Origin of the sequence: Kitasatospora sp. NPDC059803, assembly GCF_042732255.1 — a bacterium.
Lineage (GTDB): Bacteria > Actinomycetota > Actinomycetes > Streptomycetales > Streptomycetaceae > Kitasatospora.
Window position 1 is genome coordinate 24,654 of sequence record NZ_JBHWIJ010000004.1, and the last position, 19,126, is coordinate 43,779.

11 protein-coding genes are annotated in these 19,126 nt (G+C 71.3%); 4 read left to right on the forward strand and 7 right to left on the reverse strand.

Going from position 1 to position 19,126, the window contains the following annotated elements; all coding sequences use genetic code 11:
• Positions 1–136 precede the first annotated feature (136 nt).
• Genes ACFV6I_RS01315 through ACFV6I_RS01330 form a run of 4 tightly spaced genes read right to left on the reverse strand, consistent with a single transcriptional unit; the run spans position 137 to position 9,054 of the window.
• Positions 137–2,866: a pPIWI_RE module domain-containing protein gene (locus ACFV6I_RS01315; protein WP_380423218.1), complete on the reverse strand. Its 2,730-nt coding sequence runs from the start codon at positions 2,864–2,866 to the stop codon at positions 137–139.
• On the reverse strand, positions 2,854–6,423 hold the full coding sequence (locus ACFV6I_RS01320) for a hypothetical protein (protein ID WP_380423219.1): 3,570 nt from the start codon (positions 6,421–6,423) through the stop codon (positions 2,854–2,856). The genes ACFV6I_RS01315 and ACFV6I_RS01320 overlap by 13 nt, the downstream gene beginning before the upstream one ends.
• Positions 6,416–7,471, reverse strand: coding sequence for a hypothetical protein (locus ACFV6I_RS01325; RefSeq protein ID WP_380423220.1), 1,056 nt, complete (start codon positions 7,469–7,471; stop codon positions 6,416–6,418). Before ACFV6I_RS01325 ends, ACFV6I_RS01320 begins: the two co-directional genes overlap by 8 nt.
• The gene (locus ACFV6I_RS01330) at positions 7,468–9,054 is read right to left on the reverse strand and encodes a PD-(D/E)XK nuclease family protein (protein WP_380336615.1); all 1,587 of its coding nucleotides are present in this window, start codon (positions 9,052–9,054) and stop codon (positions 7,468–7,470) included. The genes ACFV6I_RS01325 and ACFV6I_RS01330 overlap by 4 nt, the downstream gene beginning before the upstream one ends.
• Positions 9,055–9,146: 92 nt before the next feature.
• Between ACFV6I_RS01330 and ACFV6I_RS01335 the strand changes: the two genes are divergently transcribed.
• A complete protein-coding gene (locus ACFV6I_RS01335) occupies positions 9,147–10,034 on the forward strand; it encodes a serine/threonine protein kinase (RefSeq protein WP_380336660.1) in 888 nt (295 codons plus the stop codon).
• Positions 10,035–10,064: 30 nt separating this feature from the next.
• Here ACFV6I_RS01335 and ACFV6I_RS01340 read toward each other — a convergent pair whose 3' ends face one another.
• Positions 10,065–12,752, reverse strand: coding sequence for an ATP-binding protein (locus ACFV6I_RS01340; RefSeq protein ID WP_380423221.1), 2,688 nt, complete (start codon positions 12,750–12,752; stop codon positions 10,065–10,067).
• A gap of 284 nt (positions 12,753–13,036) precedes the next feature.
• Between ACFV6I_RS01340 and ACFV6I_RS01345 the strand changes: the two genes are divergently transcribed.
• Positions 13,037–13,264, forward strand: coding sequence for a hypothetical protein (locus ACFV6I_RS01345; protein ID WP_380336610.1), 228 nt, complete (start codon positions 13,037–13,039; stop codon positions 13,262–13,264).
• 542 nt (positions 13,265–13,806) lie between these two features.
• Here ACFV6I_RS01345 and ACFV6I_RS01350 read toward each other — a convergent pair.
• On the reverse strand, positions 13,807–16,152 hold the full coding sequence (locus tag ACFV6I_RS01350; RefSeq protein ID WP_380423222.1) for an ABC transporter permease: 2,346 nt from the start codon (positions 16,150–16,152) through the stop codon (positions 13,807–13,809).
• A 59-nt stretch (positions 16,153–16,211) separates the two neighbouring features.
• Complete coding sequence (locus ACFV6I_RS01355) at positions 16,212–16,940, reverse strand: ABC transporter ATP-binding protein (RefSeq protein WP_363372124.1); 729 nt, start codon at positions 16,938–16,940, stop codon at positions 16,212–16,214.
• Between the two features lie 142 nt (positions 16,941–17,082).
• On the opposite strand from ACFV6I_RS01355, the gene ACFV6I_RS01360 reads away from it, so the two are divergent.
• Positions 17,083–18,282: a sensor histidine kinase gene (locus ACFV6I_RS01360; RefSeq protein WP_380374657.1), complete on the forward strand. Its 1,200-nt coding sequence runs from the start codon at positions 17,083–17,085 to the stop codon at positions 18,280–18,282.
• On the forward strand, positions 18,279–18,962 hold the full coding sequence (locus ACFV6I_RS01365; RefSeq protein WP_380423223.1) for a response regulator: 684 nt from the start codon (positions 18,279–18,281) through the stop codon (positions 18,960–18,962). The genes ACFV6I_RS01360 and ACFV6I_RS01365 overlap by 4 nt, the downstream gene beginning before the upstream one ends.
• Positions 18,963–19,126 lie beyond the last annotated feature (164 nt).

A 19,126-nucleotide genomic window follows, 5' to 3' on the forward strand; every position in this document is an offset into this window, starting at 1 on the left:
GGAATCATCCTAGTCGGAGAATCCGGTGAGGTGACGGGGCGACCCATAAGTCATACAAATTTCCCGCCCGGCGTGGTGCGAGGTCAGGGCGGTGGAGGCCCCGCAGGTCGGGGCCGGGGCCTCCACCCGCGCACCGCTACTCGGGGGTCTGCTCAGTGGTCCGCTCGGCCGCGGGAAGCGGCGCGAGCGGCAGGACGTACTCCTCGGCCAGCTTCGCCAGGTGGAGCGGGAGCGGCCGGGCGAGCGGGTGGTACTCGTCGTGGAAGCGCAGCTGGTGGGCGGCGGCCGCGACCACGGCCGGCCGGTCCGCAGCGGTGTCGGTGCGCTCGGCCGCCGCGAGGGCAACCGGGGAGAGACAGCCCAGTACCGTGAGCTCCAGCGCCTGCGGGTTCCAGGCGGTGGCCGCGGGCCCGTTCGGCCACTTCTGGTCCGGGACCAACTTGCGGAGGTCGCGTCGTACGGTGCCCGCGGTGGGCGGCTTGCCGACGGTGCTGAGGAACACCCGGTGATCGGGGTCCGCGTCCCGGGGCGCCCACAGGCCGGCGGAGAAGCCCGGCGGCTCCTTCTCGGTCGCGGCGGGCGCGTACCACTGGGGGGTCTCGCCCCGGTTGTTCGTGTCGCGCAGCAGGACGATCCGCAGGTCAGCGCCGTGCAGGGCGACGCGCACCGGCGACTGGCCGTGGAAGGCCAGCATGTCCTTCTCCAACTGCCCGTTGTTCAAGCCAGGCCAGGTCTCGCGCAGGTTGCCGCTGTTCGCCAGCAGCAAGGTCGGCCGGTCGCGCACCTGGAAGAGCAGCGACCTGATCCGACGCTCGACCTCGTCGCGCCGCTCGTCGGTGGTCGGGGCGCTCCGGCCCGACCGGGCGGGGTCCACCTCGGCACTGTCCGCCGTGAGACTGATCAGGAAGTCTGCGTACGGCACCCACGCCTTGATGGTGTCGTCCCAGCCGCGCACCGGGTGCACCGGGTCGCGCGGGCGGATGCGCAGGGCGACCAGGTGCCGGCTGGCCCTGCGGGTCGGCCCGTCGGCCTGCCGCCGGACCTGCCAGAGCGCCAGGTACTGGAGGTCGTCCGCCAGCTCCTCGTCCAGCCGCTGGTCCGGCGGAACCACGGCACCGAGCTGGCGCATCCCGTCGGCCAGTGCGGATCGGGCGCGCAGGGCGACGGCGGCCTCCGAGTCCTCCGGGACGACGATGAACTGGCTGACCCGGCGGGCGGCGGCGCAGCCGTGACGCAACGCCGACTTGGGATCGGAGTCGGAAGTGGGGAACCGTTCCGGGCCGAGTGTCTCCACCAGCGCCAGCCCGACCGGATCGATCCCGGAGCCGAGGAAGTCCGCCGTGCGGGCCGCGCGCTCCCGGATGGCGGCGGACAGTACCTGGGAGCGGGACCGGCCGGGCCCGTCGTCGAGCTCCAGCCCGGCCCCCAGGCTCCCGAGTGGGCGGGCCCGCAGCACGACGTGCAGGTCGCCGACCTGCCACTCCTGACCGTCGTCCACCGGGCCGGAGCCTGCCGGGAGCCCGAGCCACTCGCGGAGCGCGGCGACGAGCTCGTCCCGGGTCTCCTCCGTCTGCCACAGGACGTCCACCAGCAGCGGACGGCCGTCGAGTGCCGAGTGCACCGCGCCACGCCGGGCCCGGAAGCGCCGCTGCGCACGCTCGTCCCGCACCTGCGCGTCCTTCGCCGGTGTGCTGGGCAGGAGTACGGGCGCGGGCTTGCGGTGCGCGCGCTCCAGACCGGCCGCTCGGCGGAACACCGGTGCGAGGCCCTCCTCGACCCACTGGTCGACGAGCGACCGTTCGAGCGGCATGAGCCCGGTGCCGATGCCGTGCTTGCCCATCGCGGTGCTGTGCACGACGCCGGCGGCCACCCCGTCCCGGCCTTCGAGCCAGTCCGCCGGATCGGCGATCAGCTCGGCCGGCTTCGGGTAGGCGCGCAGAACGTCGAGTTCGGGCAGCAGCTCGACGAGGCTGTGCCGGCGCCAGGCGGGCATGCCGAGGCGGCGGTTGAAGGCCAGCTTGTTGGCGGTGAGGCGCTGGCGCGGGCCGTGGTCGCCGGGCCAGGGCAGCGGGGTGTCGAGCAGGACGGTGGCGCCGCGGCCGGGGGGCAGCCAGACCTGTGATCCGCTCACCCAGCGGCGGATCCCGTAGTCGACGTGCACGCGGAAGCGCGAGGCGAACGGCACCGTCTGCACGGTGACGGTCACCAGCGCCGAGTAGTGCCAGATGCGCTTCCCGCGGGTGTACTGGCGCGGCGGCCAGCTCACCAGCTCGACGCCCTGCTCCCGGGTGACCAGCCGGAAGGACAGGTCGACGCCGCCCAGACGCAGCGGGCGGGCGGCGAGCCTGGCCCCGATCTGCTCGGGCAGCAGGTGGTAGAGCCTGCGGTCGGGCTGGGCGGTGCCACCGTCGGTGAGCCGGGCGGCGGTGAGGTCCACGGACTCGTGCCGCCACTGCGGGCTGTGCTCGTCGATCAGCGCCAGAGCCCGGTCCAGGGCCGCCCGGTGGTCGGTCGCGCGTTCGGCGTCGGTGTCGTCGAGCGGCGGCAGGGTCATCACCCAGGAGGCCAGCAGGGGGCCGACCAGCTTGGCGGGCATGTCCTGGGAGGCGTAGAACCAGGGCACCTCGGCGCTGCCGCCGGCTCCCCGGCCGGTGGCGATCAGCCCCGGGGCCGTGGCGCGCAGCAGCTCGTTGAGCTTGCGGACCGGAAGGCCGACGGGCTGCTCCCGCCGACGCCAGCGTCGACGGTAGAGCCCGAGGAACTCCTCCCGCCACTCGTCGGGGAATCCGATCATCCGGTAGGGCTCGATCCAGGGGCCGGTGTGCGGGTCCGGCTCGTACGCGGTCGTGCTGATCAGCTGGTACATGCGGTGTTCCTCTCGTTGTCGAGGGTGCTCAGGCAGCGGTCGAGAGCCGTCCACAGCGGCCGGTAGAGCGCCTGGACGATGTGGCGGTCGGCCTCGGGGACGGCGGCGCCCGGGCTGAAGTAGGGCTTGAGGACGGCGTGGATGCTGTGCAGGAGGCTGGTCCGCGGGGTGTCCGGTTCGTCGGCCGGTCGGCCGGCGGCCAGGTTGGGCGCGAAGGCGGCGTCGACGAAGGCCACCCGGGTCGGGACCGCGCCCCGGACGGAACGGCCGATCACTTGCCAGATGAGCACCAGGAGGTCCCAGGTGACCTGGAGACGGTCGTCGTCGCCCAGGCGGCTCCAGGCCAGGCTCCGGGCGAGGACGGCGTACCACCGGGAGCGGGCCTGGTCCCGGACCTTGCGGGCGCCGCGGCCCGGAGTGGACTCGCTCCGCACCCAGCCGTCGAACTCCCCGTTCCCGACGGCCCGGACGATCCAGTCGTTGATCGCGTGTACGGCCAGGGCGAGGTCGTCGGGGCGCGGATTGGGCCGGGCGAGGAAGTAGACGGACCCGATGGCCGCGTGCTGCTTGTCGACATCGAGGATGTTGTGCCCCCGCTCGACCGCCAGCAGGGGGGCCACCAGGATCTCGGCCTTGGTCCTGGAGAGCGTCTCGACGTCGCCCCTGCGCAGGACGGGCGCGTGGTTCTCGTCGTCCTCCGCCCAGGTGCCGGCGCCCGGATCGTCGTCGGCGGCGAGGCGCCACACCCGGCCCTTCCAGCGTTTGTTGAGGGCGTGCAGGGTGTCCGCCACCACCGCGGCCTCCTCGTAGCTCCCGACCAGGAGGAGGATGTGTCGGCGGCTCTCCGGGAGGAGCTTCAGTTCCTCCTGGAGTCGACTCGATCCGTGGTCGTTCCTGCCGAGGACGGTGACCATCCGGCGCAGCACGTCCGCCCGCTGGTCGAGCGGCTCGCCGGAGAGCCGCTGCGCCTCGTTGGCGAACTCGCATCGGCAGCGGGACCGGCACCCGCAATCCTCGCGGATGAACTCGAAACGGAACTCACTCTGTTCGGCGATCCGGTCCAGCTCCCGGGGATCCGGCTCGATGATGGCGCCGATCGGCACCTGGATGTGGTAGCGGCTGGAGCGGCCGGCCCAGCTGCTGCCCGACATCAGTAACACGTTGGTGCCGGGGCGGCCGTCCACCGTCGGCAGGTCGGGCATCACCCGGAGCAGTTCCCGGCCGACCCCGCTGCACCGGAAGAAGCGGAGCTCCCCGCTGCGGACCCCGCCCGGGTCGGGGCCGTCCATCAGGAACTGGAAGCCGATGACGTTGCCCATCGGGGCCTCGGGCACCATCGGCCCGTAGTCCAGCGGCCGGCGGTACATCTCGTTGAACCCCAGGTTGAGGGCCGCCGCGACGCGCGGCCACATCGCGTTGACCAGGGCGAGCCGGGGCTCCAGCGCGCTCAGCAGGAGTGTGAATTCGAATCGGTTCAACATCAGTTCGAGCCAGTCCTGCGGGTTCGGCGGCAGCCGGTCCTTCCGCCTGCGCCTGGTCGCCGCCCGGCCGCGGCCGGTGTTCTCCTCGGCTTCGTCCGGCTCGCCGCTCGCCCGCCTGCACAGCCGCTCGTAGCGCTCGCGGCCGGCCGCCGTGGGCTCCAACAGGGGATCGAGGTCGAAAACTTGGCAGAGCACCTCCTTCAGTCGGGTCCGGGTGTTCGTGCGGTAGGTGGTGTGCAGGAGCTCGCCGAGCAGGCTGGTGAGCTGCGCGCCCTCCGGGGTGGGCGGCCGCCGGTCGCCGAAGGGGTTGTCCCGGAATGCGTCCAGGACCTCGGTGAGCTTCCGCCGGGGCTCCCTGTGCGGGTGCTCCGCCACTGGCTCCGCGGTGTCGGCGGGCGTGTCGTCACGGTCCTCCGGGAGCGGGTACCGCTCCTCCAACAGGCGGAGTTGGAGGGTCCACGCGCTGAAGTACCCGATCCTGACCCAGGTGCGCAGGCCGTGGTTGCTGACCAGCATGGCGACCAGTCGGTCGGCGGCGGTCTGGGTGGTGTTGACGGCGGCGGACCAGTTCTCCACATCACGGTTGGACAGCTGGATCTGGCCGGCGCCCGCCAGTTCCCGGAGCCGGTGCTGGTTGACGTCGTAGAGGAAGGACCGGCTGTCGGGCCTGTCGGCGATCAGGGGGATGGCCGGGGCGAACATCCTGTCGAGCTGCATCTGCACCCGGTCCGCCTCGTCGACGATCACCAGGTCGCTGCGACGGCACGCGAGTTCGAGGTAGCGGATCCGTTCGTGGTTCTGCGGGTGCGGCACCGCCGAGTCGATCAGGCTGGCGATGGTGGCGACCCAGACGGTCGCGCCGACGAGTTCCCGGGCGCCGTGGTGGCGGGGGCAGCCGGACCAGAACGGGCAGGCCAGTGGTTGTCGGCTCCACGAATCGTCGCGGGCGTCGCGCCGGCGGTTGGGTGCCTGCAGCCGGGTGCACGGGGCCTCGGTGAAGTCCAGGAGGTCGTCGGCGAGTTGTCCGTCCTCGTAGCGCAGCGCGTTCACCGCGCACGAGGTGCTGAGGTAGTTGAACCCGGGGTCGTCGTGGGCGAGCAGGTTGCGCCGACCGCTGCCGACCAGGCGCCGGTGCAGTCGTTCGGCGTGCTGTTGGCGGCTGGAGGCCCCGATCACGGGGGCGGCCGTGTCGGGCACGTACGTGTTGTACAGCCGGACCAGCCTGAGCTGCTCGGCCACGTCCCCGACGACCACGGTGACCCGGAGGCCGCGGCGAGCCAGGTGTACCGCCAGGACGTCCCGCAGGGTGCTCTTACCGGCGCCGACGATGCCCAACAGGTGCTGGAGCCGGGCCACTTCGAAGCTCTCGGAACGCCGGAAGCGCCCGTTCCGGCGAGTGAAGAGGCGGACGGCTGTCAGGCGGCCGACCCAGTTCTCGGACAGCCGGGCGTCCATGAAGGCTGCCGTGTCGAGCAGTTCGCACCACTCGAAGGTGAGCGGTTCGCCGTTGTTGGCCGGTGGCGCCGCCAGGTCGTGGCGCACCGGGGGAGGCGGGCTGGAGGCCGGGAGCCGGACGCTGGTCAGGTGGCGGCCGATCGGGAAGGCGTGCCGACCGGGGCCGGCGACCGACAGGGGCCGTCCGGCGAACACCGGGGCCGCCCGGAGGAGCCGGTCGTAGACCTCCCAGCGGTCCGGTGCCACGGACAGCGAGGGGCGGCGGACGGCCGGACGGTCCGGATCCGTGACCTCGTAGGCGCGCAGCTGGCGGTCGAGTCGCTGGTACTCCTCCAGCGCTTCGGTCCAGGCCAGTCGGCGTCCCCAGGTCCACAGGGTGTGCCGGGCGGTGCGGAGAGTCCGTTCCCCGGCCGGATCGACCGCTCCCCAGGCTCGGGCGAACGGATAGCCGCTGAACAGGGCCCAGGCGTCCGCGGCCGGCGCGCCGGGCACGAACCTCTCCTGGAGGTGGAGCCCGATCTCGATCTCGCACAGGGACTGCAGTCGCGGCGGATGCAACCCGTCGGATGCGTCCGACAGTTGGTTGACCACCTCGGTCAGGGACTGAGCGGTGCTACGCATGACCCCTCCGCATTCCATCGGTCGACTCGCGTGCGGTGAACTCGCTGACGGACATCAGGCGCACCCGTGCGCCGACCGGCAGCGCCTGGTCGAAAGCCCGCCGGTACGCCGGGCTCGCCGCCCGGCTGTCCGGTACGACGACGTCCAGTTGTCCGCCGAGTCCGGCGGCCACCTCGGCCGCCCGCAGCGCAGCCGGCCCCGGCTGCTCCCGGTCGTGGACCTGGTAGGCCCGCAACGCCCCGTTGCGGCCCGGGATCTGGTGGACGCCGAGCCCTGCCGCGAACGGGCCGGTACGGTCCCCGAGGCGGGAGCGGACCGCCAGTTCGGTGCGGCCCGGGAGGGCGACGAAGAGCCGCAACGCCAAGGGCAGAACCAGCGCCTGGCCGGGCTGGTGCGAGACTTCGAGCTTGCGCTCATCGGGGGCGCAGCCGCCCTCGCACCAGGGGCCGTCCGCCGTCTCGGCCTTGGCGAGCAGGCCGCACCCGGAACAGCAGTGCACCAGTCCGTCGGCCGGGAGGTGGCTGGGCACCGGGCCGTAGAAGTCCTTGACCAGTCGCCAGGCCTGCGCCCGGGACGGCTGCAGCATCTCCACCGGGTCGAACCGCAGGACGACCGGTTTGCGGATCAGGAAATCACGGCACTGCGTGAACCTGGCGGGGCTGCCGCAGTTGTCGGCGAGCCGGGCCATGAGGGATTCCGCCTCCTGTTCCACTACGCCGAGAGCGCCCAGCGAGGCCAGCTCGGCGCAGGTCCGCGTCGGCTCGCCTGCCGCACGGTGGATCAGGCGGGCGCCGGGGGTGAGGAAGTCGCGGGGGAGGGTCATCCACTCCTCAGGTGCCCGTCCGCGGCACCAGCGCAGTAGCTCCGGCACGCTGCGGGGCGCCGGTGCGCGACGGATGATCGCGTCCAGGACCACGCGGTCCAGGGCGAGTTGGAGGCTCGGCGGGTACGGCAGTCGGAACGTCGACGGCTGGGTGGTCGTCAGGTCGATCACCCCTCGTGCCACCGCGGCGAGCAGTTCGGTGTCCGAGGACCCGTCCACGGTCACGGTGTGGCCTCCGGAGCGGCCTGTCGGGGCTGCCGTGCCGAGCACCACCGGGCCATCTCGCAGCCCGCGCAGTCCGGGCCGGGGACGGCCGCGAACAGGTCCTCGGAGTGCCAGCCCGCCACCTGCTCGCGCACCGCCGCCTCGGCGGCGGCGCGGGTTCGGGGGTCGAACGGATCGAGGGTGTGGAGGTCGACGCCGCCTGGCTGGAGAACCTCCAGTTCGACCCGGCCGCCGGCCTGCCCCGCCTGCCCGTCGGCGAGTGCGCCGGCGCCGATGATCCTGAGGGCCAGGGCGAGTTGGGGGTACGAGGCCAACGGATCGCGGCAGGTGCGGTCGCTGCCGGAGGTCTTCGTCTCCCGCCAGACCCAGGCCCCGTTCCTCTCCTGGTACAGCAGATCGGGCTCCGTCAGGACGACGAGGTCGGCCGCTGTGTCGTCGAACGCGAGCTTGGGCTCGACCTCGACCCGCGACTGCGGCCCGGCGATGCGCAGCGGGCAGACCTCGGCGTGATGGCGCAGCAGCCGGGCTCCGAGCCGGCGCTCCTCGTCCGGGAGCCGGTAGCCCTCGGGCACCCAGTCGTCCGGGATCTCGGTTCGGCACGGGGCGTGCGGCCGTTGCCCGTGCCGCTCCGCGAGGAAGGCGTGGATCGCCCGTCCGCGCTCGGCGGCGGCGCCCCGCTCCCGGTTGCCGTCGACCGGAAGCCGCAGGCCGCGCAGGTAGCCGCGGGCCGGACAGCTGCGGTGCGCCCGGCCGGTGGTCGAGGACCAGGTGCGGCGCGGCCGGCTCCGGTCCGAGACGCCGAGCAGGCCGCCCGCGCGCCGGAGGGAGGGGCAGGCCGGGGCGACGGCGCACGAGGCGCAGGCCGAGCCGGGCCGGTACTCGCGGCCGTCGAGCAACGCCCGTACGGCCGGCGCCCCGTGGGCCCGGTGAGCCGCTACAGCCTCCAGCCGGGTGCCCTCGAAGACACTCTGCGCCCGCCCGTCGGAGAGCGCGAACTGGACGACCCTGACCTGCTCGACCCGCGGGTCGGACGTTCCCTCCGCCGCGACGAGGGCGGCCACGGCGCGTTCGGCATCGGTGCGGTCCCGAAGCCGGTTGACGGGCAGCCGCAGCTCACGCAGTCGAGCGTCGGGAGACTCGAAGTACCGGCCCCAGGCGGTGATCCGGTACTCCACGCCGTTCGGGCCGTCCGGCGCCGGCCCCTGGTGCCGGTAGACCCACGGCGCGCGGGCGGGGCGGAGTCCGGAGTCGTCCGGGAACGCCTCGCGGTACATGCGCAGCGCGTGTTCGGTCCACTGCCGAACGCCGTCGTGCACCGGACGCGGCTGGCCGCGACGCGGTGCGCTCGGCGGCGGCTCGTCCACCGTCCGTTCGAGTTCGTCGGCCGCCGCCATGAACGGGCCGTTGGTGAACGCCTCCAGGGCCTCGGGCTTCCACCGGGGCCGTTCACGGGCACGGAGTCCGCGGGCCTTGAACACGTCGGACGCCGGGCAGCGGTATTGCTCCGGGCCGAACATGCCGAGACTTATCCGGACGGCGGAGGAATCACCGACCAGTCCTTCGGGCGGCCAACCGGCTGTCATACTGACCTCACTTTTCTGGGCCCCGGTGTTCGGCCGAGCCGGCCGGGGCGCTTTCTCTTCCGTATGGAGCGAGTGCGTTGGTTCTTGGGGCAATGCTCAATGGGCGTAAAGGCCGCTACAAGGTGATCCGAGAGCTCGGCAAGGGAGGTATGGGTGAGATCTTCGTCGGTCGGGATATTGCGGTCGGGCGGGAGGTGGCGATCAAATTGCAGACCGCTCGGACGTTCGACCTGACTACCGACTACGGCCATTACAGCAATCTCATGGACCAGGAATGCAATCGGATGCTGGACATCTTGGAGATCCGGGGAATCCCCAAGGTCTTCGACTGGGGCGAAATCGGTCGAAGTGGCCGGAGATTCCTGGTCATGGAACTGGTTGACGGCGTCACGGTCGCCCAGTGGATCGAGGAGCACGAGCCGGTTCCCGTGCTGGCAGCGGTCTCGGTCATCGGGCAGCTCTGCGACATCCTCGGCCGACTGCACGCGAAGGGGTACGTCCACTGTGACGTCACGCCCAAGAACGTGATGATCCAGTTCGACGGCTGCGTGCGGCTGCTGGACGTGGGGATTTCCGCAGTATCGGGCGACAGCCGGGAGCTGCCGTGTGGGAGCAAGAGGTACGCATCGCCTGAGCAGTACCTGCCGGACGCGGTGCTCACCCCTCGGGTCGACGTTTTCGCCCTCGGCGCCCTGCTGTTCCAGATGGTCACCGGCGAGCTGCCGTACGCCGACGTGGAGTACCCGTTCGACGGCACCGAACGGGCGTTCCCGGCCGGCCTTCGAGCCGTGATGCCCGACGACCTCCGGAGCCTGGGGCTTGCCATGGTCTCCCTCGACCCGCGCGAACGCCCGACGGTGGTGGACGAGCTGCCCGGCTACCTGCGGCCGATGCTGCCAGCGTTCGGATCGGCCCCGTCTCCGAAGGCGGCGGAGCCCGATCCGACCGCCTACTACCGTCGCGGCCTGTGGCGGACCTGAGCCACCGGGCGGACCCCGGCCGTCCGGCCGTCACAGCTGGGACCTCAGGCGTTCGACGGCCGAGTCGGGATCGCTCTCGCCGAGCCTGACCAACAGGGACCGGGCCTGGGCGACCGCCTGGGCCGCCATCAGGGGCCGACCGGCAAGGACGAGGGTGTCGGCGAGCCAGACGAGGGTCCTGGCCTCCCGGCTCGGGTAGGTCAGCGACCGGTACAGCCGCACCGCGCGGACGAAGTCGGTGACGGCGATCCGGTGGTCGCCGAGTGCCACCTGGATCCGGCCCAGGCTGAACAACGCGTACGCCTGGCCGTTGACATCGTCCGTGCTGCCCAGCAGGGTCAACGACCGCCGGCAGTAGTCCAAGCCGACGCTGTACCGCCGGAGGTCGTAGTGGGCGACGCCGATGCCGCTCAGCGCCGCGCCCTGACCGAGGATGTCGTCGAGCTCCCCGAACGCGGTCAGTGCCAGGGTGAGGTGTTCGAGCGCCTCGCCCGGCGCGCCGTTCTCACGCAGCATGACCCCGAGCGTGTGGTGGCCGAGGGCGGCGCCGCGGACATCTCCGTTCTCCTCGCTCAGGCGTACCGCGCTGCGCAGTTCACGAGTCGCCCGGGCGAGGTCCCCGAGGCGACGATGGGTGCCGCCGAGCATCCGGTGGACCATGGCGACGTCTGCCGGTGCCGCGACCCGTCGGGCCGCTTCGAGGGCGCCGGTCAGATGGCGGAGGATGTCCAGGTTGCGGCCGGAGCGCCATTGGAAAGGGACCAGCACCATCGGCAGCAGCCAGGTGTAGCGGTCGAGTCGGCGGGCCTCGGCCGTCCCGATCACGGCCGTGAGCGTCGAGTACTCGGCCTCGAACCAGGCCATCGCCCCGGCGGTATCCGTCGGGACGTCGACGCGGATTCCGCGCGGCTCGCCGATCGGTAGGTCCCGGGCAGAGTCCAGTAGGCGGTCGCAGGCCGCGGCGTTCTGCAGCAGGAACTCCAGGATCCGTTCCGCCACTTCGGCCCGCTCGGACTCGCTCCGCCGCGCGGCCAGATCGCCGGCGTAGACCCGGATCAGGTCGTGTAGGGCGTAGCGGGAGTCGGAGATCTCGGACACCAGGCTCATGCTCACGATCTCGTCGAACGCGTCGCTGGTGCCGACCGGGTCGTCCGGCCGGAGCGCACGTACGGTGGTCCAACTGATGGTGGGGCCCGGGTGCACTGCCAGCTGCCAGAAGAGGTGCTGCGCCTTCGAGGGCAGGAGTTTGAACGAGGTCTCGAACATCAGCCGGACGCTCGTCTCCTCCGTGCCCAGGTCGAGTTGGTGCAGCCGGGTGCTCTCCTCGCGGAGGCCGCGGCTGACGTCCCCGAGCGCCTGTGCCGGGCGCCTGAGGATCTGCGCGGCGGTGATCGCCAGCGCCAGGGGCATCCCCGCGCAGTACTGGACGAAGTCCTCGACGAACGGGGTGGCCAGCTTCATCCGCTGTTCGCCGAGCTGGATCCGCAGCAGTTCGACTGCGGCGGGCCGGTTCAGCGGAGTGAGGTTGACGATGTCGGCACCCTCGTTGACCCACAGGCTGTGCAGCTGGCGGCGGCTGGTGACGATCGCGGCGCTGCTTCCCGGCCCCGGCAGGAGACGCTGAACGTGCTGCTCGTCGAGGGCGTTGTCCAGGATCAGCAGGACGGCCCGGTCCGCGAGCGTGGTGCGGTAGGCGGCGAGCATGCCGTCCCGCGTGGAGGTGGTCGGCCGCACGCCGAGGTCGTTGAGGAACCTGGCGAGCAGATGCTCGTAGCGCTCAGGCTCCCGCGACGAGAAGCCGCCGAGGTCGACGTAGAGGGTGCCGTCGGGGAAGTACTGCTGGACCTCGCCCGCCGTCCTGACCGCCAGGAGCGTCTTGCCGATCCCGGGCATACCGGAGACCACTGCGATCCTGGAGCGGCCTCTCGTCCGGCCCAGCAGGGTGCTGCTGACCTGGTCGACCTGGGCGTCCCGGCCGACCAGGTCGGGCGGCTGGGGCGGAAGCTGGCGGGGCACGGACCGCGCGCGCGGCGGCTCGTACGTCGCTTCGGGGGCGAGCAGCAGGTGCACGGTGGACCGTCCGAACCGCCGCTCCCAGGCGGTCAGCAGCGGCTCGACCTCGTCCGGCCGGCCCTGGGCCTCCAGGATCCGAACGTTCAGTTCGAGCAGCGTCTCGCTGGCCGGCCAGCGCTCACGCGCCTCGTGGACGCGACGGAGCGCGGCACCGTACTGCCCGCACTCCAGCTCGGCCCGGACGCAGCCGGAGGTGGTGTCCCGGAGCTGGGCCAGGAGAGCTTCCCGGCTCCGGGCGAATCCAGGGCCGGGAAGGCCTTCCAGGGGTACTCCCCGCCACTCCCCGAGTGCTGACCTGAGCTCCGTGAGCCGGACCGACGGGTCCGGCGCGTCGGCTGCCCGGTCCACGTGTCCCTGGGAACGCAGGTAATCGATCCGATGGGTGTCCACCTGAATCCGGCAGAACCCGTCACCGTTCTCGACGGAGATGTCCGGAATGGCATGCCGCAACTTGTGTGAATACTGGCGAATTCGGACCGCGTTCGAATTCTCGCCCGGCCAGACGCAGTTCGTGATCTCCGAGTGAGAGGCGCACTGGCCGGGCGCCAGCAACAGGGCGGCGAGGAACTGCAGGGTTTTGTGCTGCATCCTCACCGGGGTTTCCCCCTGGAGGACTTCCACCCGCCCCAAGATGTGAAAATCCATGCTTGTCGCCCCCTTTCGCGACCCTCCGCGGCCGGCCGGTTCGGCCGACACCGGAAAGCATGCCACGGGCCGCCGATCGGCGATTAACGTTCAGTTAACTCCTGTGGGTTGGCAACCCGCGGCCCTTCTGTCACGCTGCACTCACCTCACCCGGCTGGTTCCCGTGTCGAATGTCGGAGCGATCGGCGCCGTATGTTCGGACATTTGCCCGACTGGCGCGGAATCGAATGCCCGGGGGCGCGTCGGCGCATTGGAGGACGCAACACGTGATCAAGGAGAACGCCATGATTCGGACGCAGCGCAAGCGCATCGGGCACAACGTCAACACCCGGCCGGCGGACCGCCGGCCGCCCACGGCGACGGTGCCGCCCCGGCGTCCCCGTCGGCCGCGCCCGGCGCCGGAGCCGACCCCGAACCCGTCCGGGGAGGTGCGGCTGGACCGGTTCTGGAAGCCGGTCTGCCCGATGGCTCACCGGGCCTTCGAGGCCGAGCTGTTCGTCGACCTCGAATAGCCCGACACGACACGACACGACACGACACGACACGACACGACACGGCCCGGCCGCGTCGCGTCGGCCGGGCTGGGCGGGAACTGCGGAGTGCGTCGGACACGGGCGGACCGGGTGTCCGGTCCGCCCGGATGTCCCGCGTGGCCGCCAACCCGAACCCCCGCCGCCCTCTGTGGCGAGGGCGACGGGGGTTTGGATCGACAACCGCGACTTAGAGGTCGTAGTTCTGATCGAACATGCCTCTGACCTGCGCAAATGATGGTCGCATGGAAGATCATTTCACAGCCAGTGCACACGCGGGGGCTTCGACGGATGAGATGAGTCGAGAAGTGCGGAGCAGTGACGAGGGATCGCGTTGGCTGGTCGCTGCAGGGCGCTACGCAGTGCTACCGAACTTCGAACCGGCTCGTATGCGCCGCGTCATCCAGTGCCTCTGTGTTGAGGGTGAACGCCGGAATGCCGACCTCCCGAGGGTATCGACCGGGGAGGTCGGCATCGGCGTTCTTGCCGCGGCGACCAGCGGCTCTGCTCGGTCCTGCTCGGTCCTACTCGGTCCGCAGCGCGGTGGCGGTCCGCGACCGGGCCGCCCAGCCGGCCGGCAGCAGTGCCCCGAGCAGGGCGATCACGATCCCGCCGGCCAGCAGGGGGATGAGCAGCCCGGCGGTGTAGGTGTGGGTCACGCTCGGCGGCAGGTGCCGGCCGATCGCGTTCCCCATCGGGTTCAGCGTCGCCTTCTCCACCGCGACCCCGAGCGGGACCCCGATCAGCCCGGCGATCAGGCCGATGAGTGTCACCGAGGTCAGGACCATCGCGATGGTCTGCTTGGGTGTCATCCCGAGGGCCTTGAGGATCCCCAGGTCATGGACCCGCTCCCGGGTGTCCTGCACCACCATGCTCAGCACCCCGAGCGCGGCGACCGCGGTCATCATCAGCGTGAGCGTGGCCACCAGGGCGCTCATGGTGAGCACCACGATGTTTTTGCCCGAGCTCGAGTTCGACTGGACCGAGGCGTTCAGCGGGGTCAGCGCGGCGGCGGCCGAGGTGGACCAGTCCGATCCGTTGACGTTGTCGGTCAGCTCGACGTTGAACTGGTCGATGTGCGGGGGCAGACCGGCGGCGGTGAAGGTGGCCGCATCCGTCATGACGGTGTAGTCGCCCTGGTTGGTGTCGAAGTTGATGCCGACGACCTTCAGCGGCAGTTGCTTGTTCTGCTGCGTCACGGTGACGTCGTCACCGACGTGGATTCCCGCCGTCGTGGCCAGCTTGTCGCCGACCACGGCCTCGCCGGGCGCCGAGTACCAGCGGCCGGACACCAGCTCCAGGTGCGTCCAGGAGAAGTCGCCGGTGACCGTGAACACCTTCGGCGGTTCGCCGCCGGGCGGAGCGCCGACCATGGCGGCGCCGCTTTCGCCCCAGCCGAACGCGGCCTTCGTGCCCGGGATTCCGGCGAGCGCGGCGGCCACCTTGGCGGCGTCCAGGTGCGGGGTGCGCGGGTCGTTGGGGCCGTAGAGACCCCAGGGCACGCCCACGTCGGCTGTGGGTATCGCGATCTCCGACGCGACGTTGAAGCCTGAGGTGCTGGCGTCCAGGTACTTGTTGAACCCGGTCCCCAGCCCCACCGCGAATGTGGCACTCACCACGCCGAACAGCACCGCCGTACCGACCAGGACGGCCCGGGCCGGCCGGGCGAACGGCTGGGCCAGCCCCAGCGACATGGCCCGGGGCAGCGGCAGCCGCGAGGCCAGACGCTGCGCCGCCTGACCGCCTCCGGCCTTGGGGGCGCGGCCGACCACCAGGGCCCGCACCGTCGACATCCGGCCGGCTCGCAGTGCCGGGATCAAAGCTGTGACGCCGACGGTCAGCAGGGTGCCCAGCGACACCACGGCGCTGACCCACAACGGAATCGTGGTACGGGCCGCGCCGAGCTGCTTGGTGGCCCCGTCCAGGATCGGCACAGCCAGGAGGTTGCCGAAAACCGTGCCGAGCACCACGCCGAGTGTCGCCGGGATCATGGCCTGCGCGGTGTAGGCGCGGGCCACCTGCGAAGGGGTGAAGCCCAACGACTTCAGAATCCCGATGCGCCGGATTCCCGAGGCCACAGCCCCGCTGACCACGATCGAGATGATCAGCACCGACATGAACAGCCCGAGGATCCCGAAGCCGATCAGGAACGGCACGTAGGCCTTGGCGTTGCCGGTCGCCTGCTGCTCCGTGGTCAGGTACGACTGTCCGCCCTCGACCGCACCGGCCGGCGCGGCGGCGGCCACCGCCTGCTTGTCGGTGGCGATGTCGGTGGCGGTCCCGGCCTCGGCGAACCGGTAGAGCATCTGCTCGTCGGACTTGGCACCGGCGGCGGTGAGCCGCGCGAAACCGTCGGCGGTGGCGAAGGCGGTCGCGCTGTCGGTCACCGAGCCGCCGAAGCCGACGACCTTGAACGACGGCTTGCCCGGCAGGGAGGAGAACACCACTGAACTGCCGAAGCAGTCGGTGGCATAGTGCTGCCACGGCAGGGCGATCTCGTCCGGGCTCGTCGGCCAGCGCCCCTGGGTCAGCGCCAGTTGGTCCATCCCGGAGGTGCTGCCCAGGTCGGGCCGGGTGGTGACGGTGATCGGATGGTTGTCGGTACCGGCGAAATCGTTCTTGGGGCAGTCCGTGCCGATGGTTGTGTCCAGGGCGGCGGCGACCGGGTACGGCCCGGCCGCCTCGGTGACGCCGGCGGCGTGCGCGGTGGCGGTGGCCTGCGCGGCCGTGACCTTCGAACTGTCGAACTGGACCGCCAGGTGCGCCCCGTTCCGGGCACTGAAAGCGTGCTCGAACGGGGCCTGTACGACAGTCAGCAGACCGAGGGAGAGTACTGAGGACGTCACCGCGGCGAACGTGGTCAGGGCCATGACGATGGACTGGACCCGACGGCGGCCCACGCCGGAACGTACGACCTTGCCCAGGGCGCTCACCGGACCGCTCCCGCCGAGCTGTTGACGGTGGCGCCGCCGGCGGTGTTGACCACGTCCCGCTCGACCGCGCCGTCCACCAACTCGATCGTGCGGCGCGCGGTGCTCGCGGCCAACTGCACGTCGTGGGTGACCAGCAGGATGGTCTGGCCATCGCTGTTCAGCTCCAGCAGCAGCTGGCGCACGTCCTCGGCCGAGCTCGAGTCCAGGGCGCCGGTCGGCTCATCGGCCAGCAGCAGCGCCGGCTCGTTCATCAGGGCCCTGGCCACCGCCACCCGCTGCCGTTGCCCGCCGGACAGCCGCTGCGGATAGGCATTGACATGCCGGTCGATGTCCAGCGAGCCGAGCAGCTCGACGGCCCGCCGCTGCGCTTCGCGCTTGCCCATCCCGGCCAGCTGCGCCGGAACCATGACGTTGTCCAATACGGTCAGGTCGTCCAGCAGGTTGAAGAACTGGAAGATCATGCCGATGGAGGCCCGGCGGTACTTCGCCGAACCGGCCTCGCCGAGCTGGTCGACGCGGGTGCCGTCGACGGTCACGGTGCCACTGGAAGGCTTGTCCAGACCCGCGATCAGGTTCAGCAGCGTGGACTTGCCACTGCCGGAATGGCCGAGGATCGCCACGCACTCACCAGCCGCCACGGACAAGGTGACGCCGGCCAGTGCGGGCGGGCCGTCGTCGTACTTCTTCGTCGCGTCGCGGAGGTCGATCATCGGTGCATTCGTCATGACCATGAACCTAGGAACGGACCACGATCCACCGCGTCGGCCGGCGGATGTCACCTCTTCCCAGGTCATCGGCCCGGGGGCGTATCCGGCGTACATCCCCGGGGCGACGCGCAGAGCCGATGCCACTGAATACGATCTCCGTATGGAACAGCTTCTCCAGCGTCTCTCGACATCGAAGCGCGTGACCTGGCTGACGTCACAGGCCGTGGTACTGGCCACTGCCTGCTTGTACGCGCTGATGCTCCCCTTGACGATGCCGACCCCTGAGAACGGCCTGTTCCGGTTCCCCGACCTCGAGCCCGCCCAGATGATCGGTCTGTACATCGTGCTCGCCCTGCCGGTTCTGCTGGTGCGCCGCCTGCCGGCGGCGGTCTTCGCGGCGGTCCTGGGCGAAACAGTCCTCGGCGACGCCTTCGGCGCGCGGCCCTCGATCGTGTTCGTCCTGCTCGTCGGCTTGGGCGGGTACCTCGCCGTCCGGCGGCCGAAGGCTGCCGCCGTCGGCTCCGTCGCGGGCGTCGCGGCCGCGCTCGTCAACGACATCCACACCCGCGAGCAGTCCGTCAGCGACGCGGTCCAGTGGGCCGGGGGGTTCGCGTTGTGGTTCGCGGTCGCGTGGGTCTTCGGGGGCGTGTATCGCAAACGCCGTGAATACCTCGAAGCCCTGCAGGAGCAGACCGCGGCCCGCGTCGTCTTGGCCGAGCGGCTGCGGATCGCCCGGGAGCTGCACGACAGCGTCGCGCACAGCATCGGGATCATCACGGTGCTGTCGGGAGCGGCGGCGCGGGTCGTGGAGACCAAGCCCGAGCAGACGCGGCAGGCGCTGACCGGCATCGAGACCACCAGCCGGGAGACGCTGCTGGAGCTGCAGCGCATGCTCGGGGCGCTCCGCCGCGCCGAGCCGGATGACGCCATGCCGCAGGCCGCTCCGCTGGCGCCGGCCAGCAGCCTGGCCGACGTCCCGCAGCTCGCCGAACGCACGGCCGGCGCCGGGGTGCGGGTCCATGTGACCTGGCGGGGCGAGCGGCGTCCACTGCCGCCGGAGATCGAACTGTCGGCGTTCCGGATCGTCCAGGAGTCGGTGACGAACGTGGTGCGGCATTCCGGTGCGCGGACGTGCCGGGTCGCGGTCGGTTACGAGCCGGAAGGGGTGACGATCGAGGTGGTGGACGACGGGGACGACGGTCTCGGCGGGCCGGGCCGTCCGAGGTTCACGGCGGGGGCCGGCGGCAGCGGCTTCGGCCTGCTCGGCATGCGCGAGCGGGTGACGTTGCTGTCCGGCCAGTTCAGCGCGGGCCGGCGTTCGGAGGGCGGATTCCGGGTGGCTGCGAGGCTCCCGGCATGAGCGTGCGGGTGCTGCTGGTCGACGACCAGCCGCTGATGCTGGTCGGGCTCGGGATCCTGATCGGCGACACCGACGACCTGGAGGTGGTCGGCCAGGCCGGCGACGGCCGCGAGGCGGTGCGCCTGGTGCGTGAACTGCGGCCGGACGTCGTGGTGATGGACATCCGGATGCCGGATATGGACGGGATCGAGGCGACCCGGCAGGCGACCGCCGAACCGGACCCGCCCAAGGTCTTGGTGCTGACGACCTTCGACGACGACGAGTACGTCTACGGCGCACTGCGCGCCGGGGCCAGCGGATTCCTGCTCAAGAGCATGGCCCTGGACGCGATCCTGGGAGCGATCCGCGTGGTGGCCGCGGGCGACGCGCTGATCGCACCGAGCGTGACCCGACGGCTGATCGCGGACTTCGCCGGGACGTCCCGCCCCGCGGCCCCCGAACCGGACGCCGAGCCCGCTGCGGACCCACGTCTCCTCGCGGGGATCACCGACCGGGAGCGCGAGGTGCTGGCACTGGTCGGACAGGGACTGTCGAACACTGAGATAGCCGAGCGGCTGGTGATCAGCGCGGCGACCGCGAAGACGCATGTCGCGCGCCTGTTCGCCAAGCTCGAAGCCCGGGACCGCGTCCACCTGGCGATCGTCGCCTTCGAAGCCGGACTCATGCCGCGTAGACGGTAGGGACAGGATCAGAAGAACGAGGCGGCGCTGCCCGAGCCGCCGGCACTACACAGAACTCCTGCGGAGATCGAACCCAGCGCACTCTCATTCCACATCGGGAGTCCCAGGGGTGTCGCAGCCGACCCCTCTCCAGGCGTTTCCGCAGGTCAGAACCTTGTCTGACC

What these genes read in the sequence shown, in the direction of transcription:
- ACFV6I_RS01360 (WP_380374657.1), top strand. Translation starts at nt 17,083, where the DNA reads ATGGAACAGCTTCTCCAGCGTCTCTCGACATCGAAGCGCGTGACCTGG.
- ACFV6I_RS01355 (WP_363372124.1), bottom strand. Translation starts at nt 16,940, where the DNA reads ATGACGAATGCACCGATGATCGACCTCCGCGACGCGACGAAGAAGTAC.
- ACFV6I_RS01365 (WP_380423223.1), top strand. Translation starts at nt 18,279, where the DNA reads ATGAGCGTGCGGGTGCTGCTGGTCGACGACCAGCCGCTGATGCTGGTC.
- ACFV6I_RS01345 (WP_380336610.1), top strand. Translation starts at nt 13,037, where the DNA reads ATGATTCGGACGCAGCGCAAGCGCATCGGGCACAACGTCAACACCCGG.
- ACFV6I_RS01320 (WP_380423219.1), bottom strand. Translation starts at nt 6,423, where the DNA reads ATGCGTAGCACCGCTCAGTCCCTGACCGAGGTGGTCAACCAACTGTCG.
- ACFV6I_RS01330 (WP_380336615.1), bottom strand. Translation starts at nt 9,054, where the DNA reads ATGACAGCCGGTTGGCCGCCCGAAGGACTGGTCGGTGATTCCTCCGCC.
- ACFV6I_RS01340 (WP_380423221.1), bottom strand. Translation starts at nt 12,752, where the DNA reads ATGGATTTTCACATCTTGGGGCGGGTGGAAGTCCTCCAGGGGGAAACC.
- ACFV6I_RS01335 (WP_380336660.1), top strand. Translation starts at nt 9,147, where the DNA reads ATGCTCAATGGGCGTAAAGGCCGCTACAAGGTGATCCGAGAGCTCGGC.
- ACFV6I_RS01350 (WP_380423222.1), bottom strand. Translation starts at nt 16,152, where the DNA reads ATGGCCCTGACCACGTTCGCCGCGGTGACGTCCTCAGTACTCTCCCTC.
- ACFV6I_RS01315 (WP_380423218.1), bottom strand. Translation starts at nt 2,866, where the DNA reads ATGTACCAGCTGATCAGCACGACCGCGTACGAGCCGGACCCGCACACC.